Annotated in this window: 12 protein-coding genes and 1 pseudogene; 8 read left to right on the forward strand and 5 right to left on the reverse strand. The window is 72.4% G+C overall.

Annotated elements, in window-relative coordinates; genetic code table 11:
* Positions 1–320 precede the first annotated feature (320 nt).
* On the forward strand, positions 321–908 hold the full coding sequence (locus K2F47_RS12525) for a sigma-70 family RNA polymerase sigma factor (protein WP_242903021.1): 588 nt from the start codon (positions 321–323) through the stop codon (positions 906–908).
* On the forward strand, positions 905–1,888 hold the full coding sequence (locus tag K2F47_RS12530) for a chromosomal replication initiator protein DnaA (RefSeq protein ID WP_242903022.1): 984 nt from the start codon (positions 905–907) through the stop codon (positions 1,886–1,888). Before K2F47_RS12525 ends, K2F47_RS12530 begins: the two co-directional genes overlap by 4 nt.
* Positions 1,889–1,906: 18 nt before the next feature.
* Here K2F47_RS12530 and K2F47_RS12535 read toward each other — a convergent pair whose 3' ends face one another.
* The gene (locus K2F47_RS12535; protein WP_214618267.1) at positions 1,907–2,293 is read right to left on the reverse strand and encodes a DUF5319 domain-containing protein; all 387 of its coding nucleotides are present in this window, start codon (positions 2,291–2,293) and stop codon (positions 1,907–1,909) included.
* Between the two features lie 239 nt (positions 2,294–2,532).
* Here K2F47_RS12535 and guaB point away from each other — a divergent pair, with 239 nt between their 5' ends.
* The 4 genes from guaB (at position 2,533) to K2F47_RS12555 (ending at position 9,492) form a co-directional block, all read left to right on the forward strand.
* Positions 2,533–4,032 (forward strand): IMP dehydrogenase, encoded by a 1,500-nt coding sequence (gene guaB / locus K2F47_RS12540; protein ID WP_242903023.1) that lies wholly within the window; start codon positions 2,533–2,535, stop codon positions 4,030–4,032.
* 82 nt (positions 4,033–4,114) lie between these two features.
* Positions 4,115–5,230 carry a GuaB3 family IMP dehydrogenase-related protein gene (locus K2F47_RS12545; RefSeq protein ID WP_242905925.1) on the forward strand — a complete coding sequence of 372 codons (1,116 nt, stop codon included), beginning with the start codon at positions 4,115–4,117 and terminating at the stop codon, positions 5,228–5,230.
* 110 nt (positions 5,231–5,340) lie between these two features.
* A complete protein-coding gene (gene glpD, locus K2F47_RS12550; RefSeq protein WP_242903024.1) occupies positions 5,341–7,080 on the forward strand; it encodes a glycerol-3-phosphate dehydrogenase in 1,740 nt (579 codons plus the stop codon).
* A gap of 396 nt (positions 7,081–7,476) precedes the next feature.
* Entirely contained in the window at positions 7,477–9,492 is a 2,016-nt protein-coding gene (locus K2F47_RS12555) for an NACHT domain-containing protein (RefSeq protein ID WP_242903025.1), read from the forward strand.
* On the opposite strand, the gene K2F47_RS12560 is transcribed toward K2F47_RS12555, so the two are convergent.
* The 3 genes and pseudogenes from K2F47_RS12560 to K2F47_RS41340 form a co-directional block, all read right to left on the reverse strand.
* Positions 9,462–10,136, reverse strand: a complete 675-nt coding sequence (locus K2F47_RS12560; RefSeq protein ID WP_242903026.1) for a phosphatase PAP2 family protein — start codon at positions 10,134–10,136, stop codon at positions 9,462–9,464. The two genes, K2F47_RS12555 and K2F47_RS12560, sit on opposite strands and share 31 nt — an antisense overlap.
* 97 nt (positions 10,137–10,233) lie before the next feature.
* Entirely contained in the window at positions 10,234–10,545 is a 312-nt protein-coding gene (locus K2F47_RS41335) for a hypothetical protein (protein WP_242906024.1), read from the reverse strand.
* Positions 10,546–11,511: 966 nt separating this feature from the next.
* Positions 11,512–11,997: pseudogene (locus tag K2F47_RS41340) on the reverse strand (TetR/AcrR family transcriptional regulator); the annotation flags it as partial.
* Between K2F47_RS41340 and K2F47_RS12575 the strand changes: the two are divergent.
* Positions 11,991–13,565: a succinic semialdehyde dehydrogenase gene (locus K2F47_RS12575; protein ID WP_242903027.1), complete on the forward strand. Its 1,575-nt coding sequence runs from the start codon at positions 11,991–11,993 to the stop codon at positions 13,563–13,565. The pseudogene K2F47_RS41340 and the gene K2F47_RS12575 overlap by 7 nt on opposite strands.
* Positions 13,566–13,574: 9 nt before the next feature.
* Positions 13,575–15,443: an FAD-dependent oxidoreductase gene (locus tag K2F47_RS12580; protein ID WP_242903028.1), complete on the forward strand. Its 1,869-nt coding sequence runs from the start codon at positions 13,575–13,577 to the stop codon at positions 15,441–15,443.
* Here K2F47_RS12580 and K2F47_RS12585 read toward each other — a convergent pair.
* A complete protein-coding gene (locus K2F47_RS12585) occupies positions 15,437–16,342 on the reverse strand; it encodes a zinc metalloprotease (RefSeq protein ID WP_242903029.1) in 906 nt (301 codons plus the stop codon). The genes K2F47_RS12580 and K2F47_RS12585 overlap by 7 nt on opposite strands.
* Between the last annotated feature and the right edge of the window lie 86 nt (positions 16,343–16,428).

Consider the following 16,428-nt stretch of genomic DNA (forward strand, 5'->3'; position numbering starts at 1 on the left):
GGTACTCCCGGACGGGGGTCTCGCGCGTCGGGGCGCGCTCGCATCATCTGACGGAAGTCCGGTGGATGTTTTGGTGCAACTTTCTTAAAGTGCAAGGTTTCTGACACGAGCCGCGACAGCGTGACCGCGTTGCGTGGTATTTGAGGGCTCGTCCCCGCACTGTGACCATTCCGTTGCCGAGGACAGTGGAGACACGCCCGGCAGTGCTGGGCATCATGCTTGACGTGACCGAGGGATGCTACGCCGGGACCGTGACCGCGCGCGCTGACGAACCCTCACGGGGGCCGGCCCCCCCGCCACCCCGTGACCCGGGGCGCGGGATGCGGCTGCTGCGCGCCGCGAAGGCCGGCGACGGCGACCTCAAGGAGCTGACCTCGCTCGCCGTCCAGGGCGATCCGGGCGCGATCGAGGTGCTGATCGGCGAGGTCCGCCCGATGGTCGTCCGCTACTGCCGCGCCCGGCTCGGCCGGGTCTCCGGGCAGTACCACATCGCCGACGACGTGGCGCAGGAGGTCTGCATCGCGGTCCTGTCCGCGCTGCCCCGCTACCGCGACATGGGACGCCCGTTCGCGTCCTTCGTCTTCGGCATCGCCTCGCACAAGATCGCGGACGCGCTGCGCAGCGCGGTCCGCGCGGCCGTGCCCACCGAGGACCTGCCCGACGGGCCCGACGACCGGCCGGGCCCCGAGGAGACGGTGGTCCGCTACATCGAGGCCCAGCGTGCCCGTGATCTGCTGTCGCGCCTGCCGGACCACCAGCGCGAGCTGGTGCTGCTGCGCGTGGTGGCGGGCCTGTCGGCGGAGGAGACCGGTAATGTGCTGGGCATGTCCGCGGGGGCGGTACGGGTCGCGCAGCACCGGGCGCTGGCCCGGCTGCGGGCGATGGCCAGAGAGGAGTCGATCGCTTGACGGAACGGAGCCCTGGCGCCCCGGATCCGGCCGAGCCTTCGCATTCCGGCGATGCCCCGGCGCCGGGTGGCCGGCCGCAGGTCCCGCTGCCCGCCGACCTCGGTGCGGTGCGCCGTACCGACGCGCTCATCGAGGAGCTGGCGGGGCGGCGCGCTGCCGGTTCCGCGGCTGCGTCCGCGGCTGAGTGCGGCGATCCGGCCGTCCGCCTGCTGCGCGCCCTCGTCACCGACGTGGACGAGCCTGCCCAGGCCGCCCCCGAACCCGCCCGCGAGACCCCCGAGCCGTCGCCGTCCGGGCCCGGCCCGCGCCGTCGCGGCCCCCGTACGATCGTCGCGCTGGGCGTGGCGGGCGCGATGCTCGCCAGCACCGGCGTCGCCGCGGCCGGCGGGGAGATGGGCGGTCACCCGTCCGCCGCGCCCGCGCCGCGCACGCCCGGCCCGTCCGACAAGTCCGAGGGACGCGACAGCGACGCGGCACGCCACGGCGGCGCGCGGCAGCCCGGTACGTCGGGCCCCACGCCGGAGACCGTCCGGCCCGGACGTCCCGTCGACGACAAGCGGCTCGAATACGAGCGCTTCAAGCAGCAGCTGGAACGGACGTACTCGCGGCACTACCGCCCCGGCCGCATGCCCGAGGCCCCGGTGTACGCGGCGCCGCCCGCCCAGCCGTGCGGGGAGCGCATCCGGCCCGGCCGCTGCGGCGAGGAGGGCGGGAACGGCCAGCCAGGACAGACGGGCCCCAACGAGAACGGCGAGTACGAGCCCGGTCGGCCTGGGCAGCCGGGCACGCCCGGTCAGCCGGGTACGCCCGGGCCGCCCCGGCAGACCGGCGAGCCCGGTCAGCCGCCGCAGACGCCCGAGCAGCCCAAGCCGTCCCAGGGGCAGCCGACACCCGAGGACTCGACGACGACGCCCACCCCGTCCAGCACACCGTCCGGCCAGGGCGGGGAGCAGGCCCTCAACCCCGACGGCCGCCCATAAAAGGATGGCGACGGCGGGTCAGTCGTCGCGGCCCTCTTCGCTGTCGATGACGCCGTCCACGTACCCGCGCGCGTACTCCCAGCTCACGTAGTCGACGGGGTCGGGGGACATCGCGGGCTCGTGCACGCGGGGCAGGCCCTGGTCGAGCAGGTGCCGCAGGTTGCCGTGCAGCAGCTCCCAGTCGATGTAGTGGAGCTTGCCGCAGTCGCCGCAGTCGACGGTGAGCCCGCGCACGCCGAGGGGTTCCAGGAGGGCGCGGAAGACCTCCAGGTCGGCGAGGTCGGCCAGCACGTCCTCCCGCTCCGCCACGCTGAGCGGCGCGGTGTCGTCGCCGGGGTCGCCGAGCGACGCCGCCGGATCCTCCGGATCTCCGGCGAACGGGTCGAGCGGGGCATCGTCGTGCACAGTCCCACGCTACTGCGCGACGCACCGGGAGGTGCACCCCCTGGACTTCCCTGTGCGCAAACAATCACCCAGAGTGACAAGATGGGGCGACGGCGGGAACGCTGCGTGTTCACTGGGATGTCGTCAACACCACTCGCCCGCTCCGCCAACCGCCCTGTCGGGCGCCGCATGACGCCCTACCATGGGTACAGGGTCGCCGTGACCTGGCCCGATACCGCCACCTCTACGGGAAGGTAGTCATGAACCCCGCAGCCGAGCCCGCCAAATTCCTCCCGCAGGGTCTGACCTTCGACGACGTGCTGCTGCTGCCGGGCTACTCCGACCTGCAACCCGGCGAGGCCGACACGACGACGCGGCTGACCCGCGAGATCTCGCTGCGCATTCCGCTGGTGTCGGCGGCGATGGACACCGTGACCGAGGCGCGCACGGCGGTCGCGATGGCGCGGCAGGGCGGCATCGGCGTCCTGCACCGCAACATGCCGATCGAGGAGCAGGCCGAGCAGGCCGACCGGGTGAAGCGCTCCGAGGCCGGGATGATCACCAAGCCGGTGACCTGCATGCCGGACGCGACGCTCGCCGACGTCGAGGAGCTGTGTGCCCGCTACCGGATCTCCGGCGTGCCGGTCACCGACGTGCGGGGCGTGCTGGTCGGCATCGTGACCAACCGCGACATGCGGTTCGAGTCCGACCCCTCCCGTCCGGTGCGCGAGGTCATGACGCCGATGCCGCTGGTCACCGCGCCGGTCGAGGTGACCAAGGACGAGGCGTTCGCGCTGCTGGCGGGCAACAAGGTCGAGAAGCTCCCGCTGGTGGACGGCGAGGGCCGGCTGCGCGGCCTGATCACCACCAAGGACTTCACCAAGAGCGAGCAGTACCCCGACTCGACCAAGGACGCCGACGGCCGGCTGCTGGTGGCGGCGGCGGTGGGCGTCGGCGAGGACGCGATCCGCCGCGCCCGGGCGCTGATCGACGCGGGCACCGACGTCGTGATCGTCGACACCGCGCACGGCCACTCCAAGGGCGTCGCCGACACGATCGCCGCGATCAAGACGAACGCGCCGCAGGTCCAGGTCGTCGGCGGGAACGTCGCGACCTACGCGGGCGCGAAGCTGCTCGCGGAGGCGGGCGCGGACGCGGTCAAGGTCGGCGTCGGCCCCGGCTCGATCTGTACGACCCGCGTCGTCGCCGGGGTGGGCGTCCCGCAGATCACCGCGATCTTCGAGGCGGCCCGCGCGGCCCACGAGGCCGGCGTCCCGGTGATCGGGGACGGCGGCATCCAGTACTCCGGCGACATCGCCAAGGCCATGGTCGCGGGCGCCGACACGGTCATGCTCGGCAGCCTGCTCGCGGGGATCGAGGAGTCGCCCGGCGAGCTGATCTTCGTCCACGGCAAGCAGTACAAGTCCTACCGGGGGATGGGGTCGCTCGGCGCGATGCGCAACCGGGAGCGCGGCGGCTCGTTCTCCAAGGACCGCTACGCCCAGGCCGACGTCAGCAGCGAGGAGAAGCTGATCCCCGAGGGCGTCGAGGGGCAGGTGCCCTACCGGGGGCCGCTCGCGAACGTCGCGCACCAGCTGGTCGGCGGGCTGCACCAGTCGATGTGGTACGCGGGCACCCGCACGGTCCCCGAGCTGCAAGAGCGCGGGCAGCTCATGCGGATCAGCCCCGCGGGCCTGCGGGAGAGCCACCCGCACGACATCCAGATGACGGTGGAGGCCCCCAACTACCAGGGTCGCTGAGCTGACGTAAGCTCTTCCGGGGCTCGTTCCCGCCACCGGCGGGACTCAGATCACGGTAAGGAAGGGCGCAGTGGCTGCTGAGGTGGAGATCGGCCGGGGCAAGAGCGGCCGTCGGGCGTACGCCTTCGACGACATCGGCATCGTGCCGTCGCGCCGCACGCGCGACCCGGAGGAGGTCAGCGTCGCCTGGCAGATCGACGCCTACCGCTTCGAGATGCCGCTGGTCGTCGCGCCGATGGACAGCGTGGTCAGCCCGGCCACCGCGATCGCGGTCGGCCGCCTCGGCGGCCTCGCCGTCCTCGACCTCGAAGGGCTGTGGACGCGCTACGACGACCCGAGCCCGCTGCTCGCCGAGATCGCCTCGCTGGACGACGTCCGCGCCACCCACCGGCTCCAGGAGATCTACGCCGAGCCGATCAAGGAGGAGCTGATCGGCCGCCGGATCGCCGAGATCCGCGAGGCGGGCGTGACGGTCGCGGCACGGCTGTCGCCGCAGCGCACCGCGCAGTTCCACAAGGCCGTGATCGACGCGGGCGTCGACCTGTTCGTGATCCGCGGCACCACGGTCTCGGCCGAGCACGTGTCCGGACGGGCCGAGCCGCTCAACCTCAAGCAGTTCATCTACGAGCTGGACGTCCCGGTGATCGTCGGCGGCTGCTCCACCTACACCGCCGCGCTGCACCTGATGCGCACCGGCGCCGCGGGCGTCCTCGTCGGGTTCGGCGGCGGCTCCGGCCACACCACCCGCACGGTGCTCGGCGTCGCGGTGCCGATGGCGACCGCCGTCGCCGACGTGGCCGCCGCCCGCCGCGACTACATGGACGAGTCCGGCGGACGCTACGTCCACGTGATCGCCGACGGCGGCATGGTCAACAGCGGCGACATCGCCAAGGCCTTCGCCTGCGGCTCCGACGCGGTCATGGTCGGCTCGCCGTTCGCCCGCTCCACCGAGGCGCCCGGACGCGGCTACCACTGGGGCAGCGAGGCCCACCACGGCGACGTCCCCCGCGGCACCCGCCTCGACCTCGGCACGATCGGGACGATGGAGCAGATCCTGCACGGCCCGTCCCGCGTCGCCGACGGCTCGATGAACCTGATCGGGGCGCTGCGCCGCGCGATGGCGACGTCCGGGTACACGGAGCTGAAGGAGTTCCAGCGGGTGCAGGTGGTCGTGGCGCCCCGCCGGATGAGCGACTGATCGCCGACTGAGATCGGCGTCACCGGGAATCGGTGTCCCCGCACCGTGCGGCTTTCCTTACTGTTGGGTAGGTACAGCTTGTAGTACCAACAGCACTGGGGGGAATCGCGATGACGGGATCACCGGTGACCGGGCTCGGCAGCTCACGGCTCGGCCCGGCCGAGCGGGCGGCGGCGCTCGACCGCATGGCCCGCGAGGAGTTCGACGTCGTGGTCGTCGGCGGCGGCATCGTCGGGGCGGGCGCCGCGCTCGACGCCGCCACGCGCGGGCTGTCGGTGGCGGTGGTCGAGGCGCGCGACTTCGCCTCGGGCACCTCGTCCCGGTCGTCGAAGCTGATCCACGGGGGGCTGCGCTACCTGGAGCAGTACAACTTCGACCTCGTCCGGGAGGCGCTGACCGAGCGGGGGCTGCTGCTCCAGCAGATCGCGCCGCACCTCGTCCGTCCCGTCCCGTTCCTGCTGCCGACGACGCACCACGTGTGGGAGCGCGGCTACGTCGGCGCGGGCGTCGCGCTGTACGACGTGCTGTCGCTCCAGATGGGCAGCACCCGGGGCGTCCCGGCGCACCGGCACCTGACCAGGCGCGGCGCGATGCGGCTCGCGCCGTCCCTGCGCAAGGACGCCTTCACCGGTGCGATCCAGCTCTGGGACGCGCAGGTCGACGACGCCCGCTACGTCATGATGGCGCTGCGCACCGCCGCCGAGTACGGCGCGCAGATCGCCTCCAGGACCCAGTGCGTCGGGTTCCTGCGCGAGGGGGAGCGCGTCACGGGCCTGCGCGTCCGCGACCTGGAGAGCGACACGATGGCCGAGGTCCGCGCGAAGCAGGTCGTGAACGCCACCGGCGTGTGGACGGATGACATCCAGGAACTCGTCGGTGGCCGCGGCCAGATCCACGTGAAGGCGTCCAAGGGCATCCACCTGGTCGTGCCGAAGGACCGCATCCACTCCGCGACCGGCATCCTGTTGCGCACCGAGAAGTCGGTGCTGTTCGTGATCCCGTGGGGGCGGCACTGGATCATCGGCACCACCGACACCGCCTGGGACCTCGACCGGGCGCACCCGGCCGCGTCCAAGGCCGACATCGACTACGTCCTCGACCACGTCAACGCCATCCTCACCACGCCGCTCACCCACGACGACGTCGAGGGCGTCTACGCGGGCCTGCGCCCGCTGCTCACGGGCGAGACGGAGGAGACGTCCAAGCTGTCCCGCGAGCACGTCGTCGCCCACCCCGTCCCGGGGCTGGTGCTGGTCGCGGGCGGCAAGTACACCACCTACCGCGTCATGGCCAAGGACGCCATCGACGCCGTCGCCCACGGCCTGGACGGCAAGGTCGCCGAGTCGTGCACCGACCGCATCCCGCTCGTCGGCGGCGACGGCTTCCAGGCCATGTGGAACGCCCGGCACCGCCTCGCCGCCCGCTCGGGCCTGCACGTCGCCCGCATCGAGCACCTGCTGCGCCGCTACGGCACGCTGGTGGACGACCTGCTCACGCTCATCGCGGGCAAGCCCGACCTCGGCAAGCCCCTCGGCGGCGCCGACGACTACCTCCGCGCCGAGATCGTCTACGCCGCCAGCCACGAGGGCGCCCGCCACCTCAACGACGTCCTCGCCCGCCGCACCCGCATCTCGATCGAGACCTGGGACCGCGGCGTCGGCGTCGTCCAGGAGGCCGCCGACCTCCTCGCGCCCGTCCTCGGCTGGTCCAAGAAGCAGCGCGACCGCGAGATCGAGTACTACCGCAAGCGCGTCGAGGCCGAGCGCGCCTCCCAGACCCAGGAAGACGACCAGGAAGCCGCCGCCAGCCGCCTAGGCGCCCCGGACATCGTCCCTACCGCCACGCCCTGACGTCGGTCGCTGGCGCTCCGTCCTTCAACGGCACCGCGGCGATCCCCCCTCGGACGCCGCGATCGCGTCCGAAGGCAGGTACGAGCGAAGCGAGGACCTGATCGCGCAGCGAGCCGCCAGGCGAGTTCGGAGCGATGCCAGCGATCGCCGCGTTGCCCGCCGAAGGAAGGCGCTCTAGCGCCTGACGCCAAGGGCATCGCAATGAACAGGGCGGTACTTGCGGACAAGTTGGGATGAGGGTCTCTTAGTTCTTATTCATGCCCGAAATTGACCTCTGTGTCCGAAGGCATGGACAGCGGCTGACCCCGCGCTTACGGTGCTTCACGGCCGGCGACGGACGAGGACTCCGAGGGGGCGTGGCGTGGGTGACGGCGGGAGCCGTGGCGGTGGGCGCGGATGAGCCGACGCAGGGGAGAGTCGGCGCGCCTGGCGATCGTGACCCTGGTGCTGTCGCTCGTCGTCGGGGTGCTGACGGGTGTGGCGTCCAAGCCGTTCGAGGGGTGGGGGCAGCGGAACTGGCCGTGGACGCTGATCCTGCTCGCGGTGGTGGCGGTGATCTGGCTGATCCTCCAGGCCAGGGCCGATATGGCGCCGGAGGACGACCTCGACGTCGTCGCCGCGCAGCTCGCCGAGCTGGTCGACGAGGACTGGCACCGCGAGGCGGCCGTGCGGCGGCTCGACCTGCACGCGGGCCTGGTGCCGTTCCGGTGGACGCTGACCGGCTTCGACGAGGACGTGGTGGTCGACATCCGCACGATGATGGACGCGTTCGAGGCGTCCGGGTCCAGGCGGCTGGTCATCACCGGTGAGCCCGGCACGGGGAAGACGTCGCTCGCCGTTCTGCTCACGCTCGATCTGGTGCGGCGCCGCACGGAGAACGGGCGCGGCCCGGTTCCCGTCAAACTGTCGCTGGCGAACTGGGTGCCGCACGAGCAGGGTCTGATGAAATGGCTGGAACAGGAACTCGGAATGCAGTTCCTGTTCCTGCGCAACCGCAGCAGATACCCCCCTAACACGATCGAGCGGCTGCTGAGCACGCGGAGGATCCTCCCTGTCCTGGACGGCCTCGACGAGCTGAGCTGGAACGCGGTGCCCGGCCGTCCCGACCCCATCGACCAGATCAACGATGCCCTCGTGCGGCTTCCGGGGCTGATCGTCACCTGCCGGTCCGAGCAGTTCCGCAACGCCACCCGCGACCGCGCGCCGATCCGCGACGCGCGGATGGTCGAACTCCAGGACCTCAATCCGCAGAAGGTCGTCGACTATCTCGCGGGGATGATGGACGGCCTTTCCCGCTGGCAGCCGGTCTTCACGGCGCTGCGCGGCGAGCCGGAGGGACAGCTCGCCGCCGCGCTGTCCACGCCGCTGATGGTGGCGCTGGCCCGGGAGGTCTACAAGGCCCCGGACACCCGTCCCGGCGAGCTGGTGCGGACGGACCGATTTCCCGACGCCGAAACCATTCGCGACCATCTCTTACGGCGGCTCGTTCCGGCCGTTTTCCCCGAGCTTCCCGAGCAGGACCGGCGCGACGGCTGGCACGGCGCCGACGTCGGCCGCTGGCTGCGGTTCATCGCGGTCGGGATGAACGAGCGGGAGCTGCCCAACATCGCCTGGTGGACGCTGCCCGAGCTGGCGGGCCGCCGCCAGCGGGTGATGGCGGCGCTCCTCGGCGGGGTGGTCGCCGCCGCGACGGCGGGCCTGTCGTTCGGGTCGGTGACCTGGCTCAAATGGGGCCCGCTGACGGGTGTGGTGGCGGGCGGGCTGGCGGCGGCCGTCGGCGGCGTGGGGATGGCCGTGCCGGCGGCGCGGAACCTGCCGATCCCGTCCGAGTTGCAGTTCGGCTGGCAGGGCAAGGGGCAGACGATGCTGCTCGGCAGCCTGCTCGCCGCGCTCTGCGGGGGAGTGACGGGGTTCCTGCTCGGCGGGGCCGGAGGCGCGATCGTCGTCGGAGCGGTCGTCGGCGTCCCGCTCGGGCTGGCCTACAGCGGCGCGCAGCCCGACGCCACCGTGCGGATCGGCAGCCCCCGCATGCTGCTGCGCCGCGACCGCCGCGTCGTGGTGTTCTTCGGCCTCGCCTACGGGCTCACCAGCGGCGGCGTCGCCTGGTTCCTGGTGCACCCGGTGATGGGCGTTCTCTTCGGCGTGGTCAGCGCGTTGTGCGGCGGGCTGTTGTACGGGCTGCCGTGGGTGCTCGCGCTGAGGTCGGCGAAGGGGAAGGCGGGCGTGGTCGCGTCCGTGCACCTGTTCATCTACACGATGCTGCTGTGGCCCCGCGGTGAGACCCCGCCGCCCTGGAAGCTGATGGACTTCCTGGACGAGGCGCACCGGCGCGGCGTCCTGCGCAGGGTGGGGCCGGTGTACCAGTTCCAGCACGTGTTCCTTCAGAGCGAGCTGGCCCGTCCCGATACTTGAGGCGGCCCGGCGATCCGGAGCGCCGTCCAGCAGGCGAGGGCCGCGACGGCCAGCCCGGCGAGCATGTCGGCGATGTAGTGCTGGTGGACGAGCAGCGTGGACGCGATGATCAGCGCGCACCACACGGCGACGAACGCGCCCGCGCGCCGGTCATAACGCAGCCAGTGCACGGCGATGATCACCGAGAATCCGGTGTGCAGGCTCGGGAAGCAGTTGTAGGCACCGTCGCCCCCGTACACCGCGCGCAGCAGCCCGGCGAACACGTCGTCGCCGGTCACCTCGGGCCGCGCCACATGCGTCTGCGCGAACACGTAGAACCCGTAGGCGACGATCAGCAGCAGGATTCCCGAGACCAGCATCGAGCGCGCCAGCCTTACCGAGGTGACCAGCAGGAACACCAACGTGAGGGGCCCCAGCGCCAGCACCGAGACGTAGGGGACCACCATCTGCTTGACCAGCGGAATGTGCTCGTCCAGCGGGATCTTGGGCGACCAGCGCGCCGGACCCCGGTTGAGCGGACGGTATAACGCGAGGAGCCCGCCGAGCACCACCGCCTTGATCCCGATCCGTGGCCAGGGGCTCGCCGCCGCGGCCTCAGCCCACCTCGTCCGGCGTTTGCTGGGCTCGCGCGGAGGATCCGGCACGTCGAGACAGGCCTCCGTGGAAGGGATCGGCCTTTAGCCGCTATGTCTGGATAGTAGTTGTTTCGCTCCAGAAATGGCAGAAGGCACCCCTCGACGGTCACGGGTCGCGGAGAATCTCCAAACCCACGGAGTACAGGTGCGCGGGGACGCGCTCGGGATCCAGAAGATGCTGGAACGGCAACCCGATCTCCATCGCCAACGCCAGCGCGGCCCGGTCGTCGGCCGGAACCCCGTCCACCTCGGGAAGGTCGCGCGCCAGACGAGCACGCCGCTCGGCATACCAGTCGGCGATCCGCCAGCCCGCCGCGTAGTCGCGCATGCCGTACAGCCAGAACTCGACCATCAACAACGCGACCCGCCGCGCCCGCTCCTCCGCCTCGGCCCACGCCGCACTCTCGGCATCGCCCACACCCTGCCCCGCCCCGCCCGCCCGCCGACCACCCCGCCGAACGTCCTCCCCGTCCCCCCGTGCGCCCAAAGCCTCACCCGCGCGCCTGCTGACACCCACCCCCCCGCGCCCACCCGCGCCCCTGCCCGCCCCGCCGCGCCCGCCCGAGGGCCCACCGCCGCCCAGACTCCCGCGCTCCCCCGCAGGCCCGCTAACGCCCGCAGGCCCGCTAACGCCCGCCGGCCGACGCTCGCCCACGCGCCCGCCGCTGCCCGCGCCTCCGTCTTCACCCGCAGGCCCGCTGCCCCCCGCAGGCCCGTACTCGCCCACGCCCCCGCGCTCACCCGCGCCCCCGCGCTCGCCCGCAGGCCCGCGTCCGCTCGCGGACCCGCTGACGCTCCCAGGTCCGCGCTGACCTGGGGGCCCGTGTTCGGCTCCGGGTCCGCGTGCGCCTGGGGGGCCGCTTGCGCCTGCGGGTCCGTGTTCGGTTCCGGGGCCACGTGTGCCTGCGGGGTCGCCTACGCCCACGGGTCCGCGCTGACCTGCGGGTTTGTCTTTACTTGCGAGGCCACGTGCGCCTGCGGGGCCGCTCATGCCCGCAGGTTCGCGTTGGCCTGAGGGGCCGCGTCCGCCCGCGCGTCCGCCGATGCCTGCGGGTCCGTGTTCGCTTGCGGGTCCGGCTGCCCCCGTGGGGCCGCGTTGGCCTGGGCGTCCGGGGTCGCTCGGCGGCCTGCTCGCGCTGGCGGGGCCGCGTCCGGCTGCGGGGTCGGGCTCTATGGCAGGGGACGGACGTTCCGCGGGCGCGATGGGGGACGCGGAGTCGTGCGGCCCCGTGTCGTTCGCTGCTTCCACGTGTGTCGCGGAGGCTCCGGGCTGGAGGTCGTCCAGGAGGCCGTGGTAGGCGCGTTCGTGGGTGAAGTGGTCCAGCAGGGCGAGCAGCAGGTCGGTCTTGCCCGCGAAGTTGGAGTAGACGGCGCCCTTGGTGAGTCCGGCCGCGGCCGCGATGTCGTCCAGCGAGGCTCCGTGGATGCCGCGTTCGGCCCAGAGGCGTTCGGCGGCGGCGAGGAGTTTCGCGCGGGTCTGCTCGCGCCGGTCCCGGCGGGCGGGCGGGACGGCGGGGCCCGGGGGCCTGCCGCCGCGCGACCCGGGCGGGTGGGGGGCCCGGACGCCTGCGTCACCCTCGGGTGGTCCGTGGGTGTCGTTCATGCGCACATCCCTTCGGGGGTCGGGCGCGGTCCCGGGACGGGCGGCAGCGAACGTCCGGGGGCGACGCCGTTTTCTCCTCCTGCTTTCCGGGATACACCGGCCGGACATGGTCATTTGACGAGTTGCGCAAGTCGGGCCGAGTTGGAACGGTCCGCTTCGACGGCCGTGACGGCCAAATCGGGGTAGGTCCGGCATACCCGGTACAACCGCTTCGTTACTTACGGGTAGCGACGGACGGCCCGGGACCATACGCTGGCTCCATGGCATCCCCGACGGCCCCCGCCCAGGGGGAGCGCACCCTTCCCGAAGCCCTCACCTCCCGGCTGACCTCGCACATCGTCTCCAGCGGCGCCGCCACGGCGACGATCGACACCCCCTTCACGGGCGAGCCGCTCGCGACCGTCCCGCTGTCGGACGCGGGCGACGTGCGCCGCGCCTACGAGCGGGCGCGCGAGGCGCAGCGGGCGTGGGCGGCGCTGCCCGTCCGCGAGCGGGTCAAGCCCTTCCTGCGGCTGACGGACGCGCTCGTTGCGCGCCGCGCGGAGCTGCTCGACGTCCTGCAACTGGAGACCGGCAAGGCGCGCCGCCACGCGACGGAGGAGTTCCTGGACGTGGCGCTGTGCTCGCTCTACTACGCGCGCCGCGCCGGACGGCTGCTGAGGCCGCGCCGCAGGCAGGGCATGATGCCGGGGCTCACCCGCGTCCAGGAGCTGCGGCATCCGAAGGGCGTGGTCGGGCTGGTCTCGCCGTGGAACTACCCGTTCTCGCTCGGCCCCGGCGACATCGTCCCCGCGCTGATGGCAGGCAACGCGGTCGTCCACAAGCCCGACACGCAGACGTGCCTGTCGAGCCTGTGGGTGCGGGACCTGCTGGTCGACCTCGGGTTGCCGCCCGGGCTGTGGCAGATCGTCGTCGGCGACCCGTCCGAGATCGGAGATCCGCTGGTGGAGGGCGCCGACTACCTGGCGTTCACCGGGTCCACGCGCGCCGGAAAGGCCATCGCGGAGACGGTCGCGCCCCGGCTGGTCGGGTACTCGCTGGAGCTCGGCGGCAAGAACCCGATGATCGTGATGGCGGACGCCGACGTGGAGCGCGCCGCGCGCGGTGCCATCCGCGCCTGCTTCGCCAACGCCGGGCAGCTGTGCATCTCGACCGAGCGGCTGTACGTCCACGAGGACGTCTACGACCGGTTCGTCCCGCGGCTGGTGGAGCTGGTCGAGGGCGTGCGGCTCGGCACCGGCCTCGACTTCGACGCCGACATGGGCTCGCTGACCCACGCGCGCCAGCTGGACGCCGTGACCCGGCACGTCGAGCAGGCCGTCAAGGAGGGCGCGACCGTCCTCGCGGGCGGGAAGCCGCGTCCGGACGTGGGTCCGCTGTTCTACGAGCCGACGGTCCTCGCGGACGTCACCACCGACATGGAGGTGTGCGCCGACGAGACGTTCGGCCCGGTCGTCGCCGTCTACAGGTACCGCGACGAGGACGAGGTCGTCGACCGCGCCAACGACACTCCCTACGGCCTGAACGCCTCGGTGTGGACGCGGAACGTCGCCGCCGGACGCCGCGTCGCGGCCAGGCTCCAGGCGGGCACCGTCAACGTCAACGACGGGTACGGCGCGGCCTACGCGTCCCACGACGCGCCGATGGGCGGCATGAAGCAGTCGGGCGTCGGACGCAGGCACGGCGCGGAGGGCATGCTCCGGTTCACCGAGGTCCAGACGGTCGCGAGCCAGCACCTGATGGACCTCGAACCCCTCGGCGGCCTCGGTTACGAGAAGTTCGCCGATCTGATGGCCGGCGGTGTCAAGATCATGAAGTGGCTTCGCATCAAATAGGGATCTCTCGTGCGGTATGACTTCGACGTCCTCGTCGTCGGGTCGGGGTTCGGCGGCAGCGTCGCCGCGCTGCGGCTCACCGAGAAGGGCTACCGGGTCGGCGTGATCGAGGCGGGCCGGCGCTTCGACACGAATCCGAACGGAGCGCCCGGAGCCCGCTACCCGGCGCTGCCGAAGACGAACTGGCGGATCGCGCGCTACCTGTGGGCGCCCGCGCTCGGCCTGACGGGCATGCAGCGGATGCACCTGATCCGGGGCGCGCGGTCGAGCCGCGTCCTGGTGCTGGCGGGCGCGGGCGTCGGCGGCGGCTCGCTCAACTACGCCAACACGCTGTACGTGCCGCCGGAGCCGTTCTTCAAGGACCGGCAGTGGGCGCACATCACCGACTGGCGCGAGGAGCTGGCGCCCTTCTACGAGCAGGCGAAACGCATGCTCGGCGTCGTCCAGAACCCGACGGTGACGGCGGCGGACGAGGTCATGCGGAAGGTCGCCGACCGGATGGGCGTGGGCGGCACGTTCGTCCGGACCCCGGTCGGCGTCCATTTCGGACGCGGCCCGGGAATCGAGAGCGCCGACCCCTATTTCGGCGGCGCCGGGCCGCGCCGCCGCGGCTGCATGGAATGCGGCGAATGCATGGTCGGCTGCCGCCACGGCGCCAAGAACATGCTCACCGAGAACTACCTCTACCTCGCCGAGAAGGCGGGTGCGCGGGTGATGCCGCTGAGCCGCGTCACGCGCGTCGCGCCGCTGGCCGGTGGCGGATACGAGGTCGGCATCGTCCGGACGGGGTCGTTCGGCCGCCACCGGAAGACGCTGACCGCGCGGCAGGTCGTCCTCGCCGCGGGGACCTACGGGACGCAGAAGCTCCTGCACAAGCTGCGGGCGACCGGCGTCCTGCCGGACCTGTCCGACCGGCTTGGAGCGCTGACCAGGACGAACTCCGAGGCGATCCTCGGCGCGGGACGGCGGCGCGGGCGACCCGGCCCCGACTACTCCACCGGTGTGGCGATCACGTCATCGTTCCATCCCACGCCCGACACCCACATCGAGCCCGTCCGCTATGGGCGCGGCTCGAACCTGCTCGCGGGCCTCCAGACCCTGCTGGTGGACGGCGACCGCCCCGGCGAACCGCACACGCCCCGCCTGCTGAAGTTCGCCCGCGCGGCGGCGCGGCGGCCCCGCGACGTCCTCCAGCTTCTGGACGTTCGGAACTGGTCGGAGCGGACCGTCATCGCGCTCGTCATGCAGACCCGCGACAACTCGATCACGCTCTGGCCGCGCCGGGGCCCGTTCGGCTGGGACGTCCGCGCGTCCGCCGGGCACGGCGAGCCGAACCCGACCTGGCTGCCCGAGGGCCACGAGGCGACCCGCCTGGTCGGCGAGGAGATCGGCGGCATCGCGGGCGGCACCTGGGGCGACCTGTTCGACGTCCCGATGACCGCGCACTTCCTCGGCGGCTGCGTGATCGGCGACTCCCCGGAGTCCGGCGTCATCGACCCCTACCAGCGCGTCTACGGACATCCCGGCCTGCACATCGTGGACGGCTCGGCCGTCTCGGCGAACCTCGGCGTCAACCCGTCCCTGACGATCACCGCGCAGGCCGAGCGGGCGATGGCGTTCTGGCCCAACCACGGCGAGGACGACCCGCGTCCCGAGCTCGGTTTCGGCTACCGCCGCGTCGCCGCCGTCCCGCCGAGGAGCCCGGTCGTGCCTCCGAGCGCTCCGGCGGCGCTGTTCACCACGATCCCCGTCCGAAACCCGGCCCAAGGCGGCGACCGCCCCGAACCGGCGAACCCGGCCCAGAGCGGCGACCGCCCCGAACCGGCGAACCCGGCCCAGAGCGGCGACCGCTCCGAGCCGGGATCACGGAATCATTGACGGTAGGCGGCCCACTGCGCGGCCATGCGCTGGTTCTGGCCGGTCGTGAACTCCGTCATGCACGAGTCGTACCCGTAGTCCATGTAGTTGTGGACGGGGTCGAGGCCCGGCGCGGTGCAGGTGTCGCGGTTGGTGGGGCAGCCCTGCGCGGGGCTCTGCTCGGCCGGGGTGTCCGCCACCTCGTCTCCCGCGCCATTACATCCGCCCTGGAACGTGTGGTACAAACCCAGCCAGTGCCCCACTTCGTGGGTCGCGGTGTCGCCCTCGTTGTAGTTCGTGAGGGTCCCCCCGGGCACGCTCTGGTAGTGGATGACGACGCCGTCCAGCTTGGGCTTGGAGCGGTAGTCGGCCGGGAACGTCGCCCAGCCGAGCAGGCCCCCGGCGAGGTTGCCGGTGTAGAGGTTGAGGTCCTGCGCGCCGCCCGCCCGCAGGGCGTTCTTCATCGCCGCCTCGTTGCGCTCGGGGTCGCCGAACCAGGTCGCGTTGTTCGTCCGCTTGGTCTCGACGAGAGTGAACGTCACGCCGCTGGACGCGTAGGCCTTGTTGAGCACGTCCATCTGCTGCTTGACCGTCGCGTCCGACAGGTTGCCCGCGCTGCCGTAGACGATCTGGAAGTGCACCTTGACGTTGATGGCCTTCGCGGGCTTGCCGGACGCGGCGAACCGGTTCCGGAAGTCCTTCTCCATGGCCGCGACCCTGGCGGCCCCGGGCTGGTTGCGCTCGGTGACGTGCACCCCGGCGCGCACCCTGGCCTGGATGTTCTGCGGGGCGCAGTCGGTACGCGCGGCGGCGGTGCCGGTGGACGCGGCGGCGGTGCTGAGGGCGGGAGCGGCGGCGGGCGCGTAGGCGGTGAACGCGGCGAGCATGCCGATCGCGGTGGTGATTCCAGCGCGTTTCATGAAACTCCTAGGGAGCGGGCGCGGTGGGGGACGCGCGCGGGGGAGCGGAGTTGTTCGCTGGAACCAGGTTGGGGGCCAACAACTGC

It is taken from the genome of Actinomadura terrae, from assembly GCF_022751215.1.
Lineage (GTDB): Bacteria > Actinomycetota > Actinomycetes > Streptosporangiales > Streptosporangiaceae > Spirillospora > Spirillospora terrae.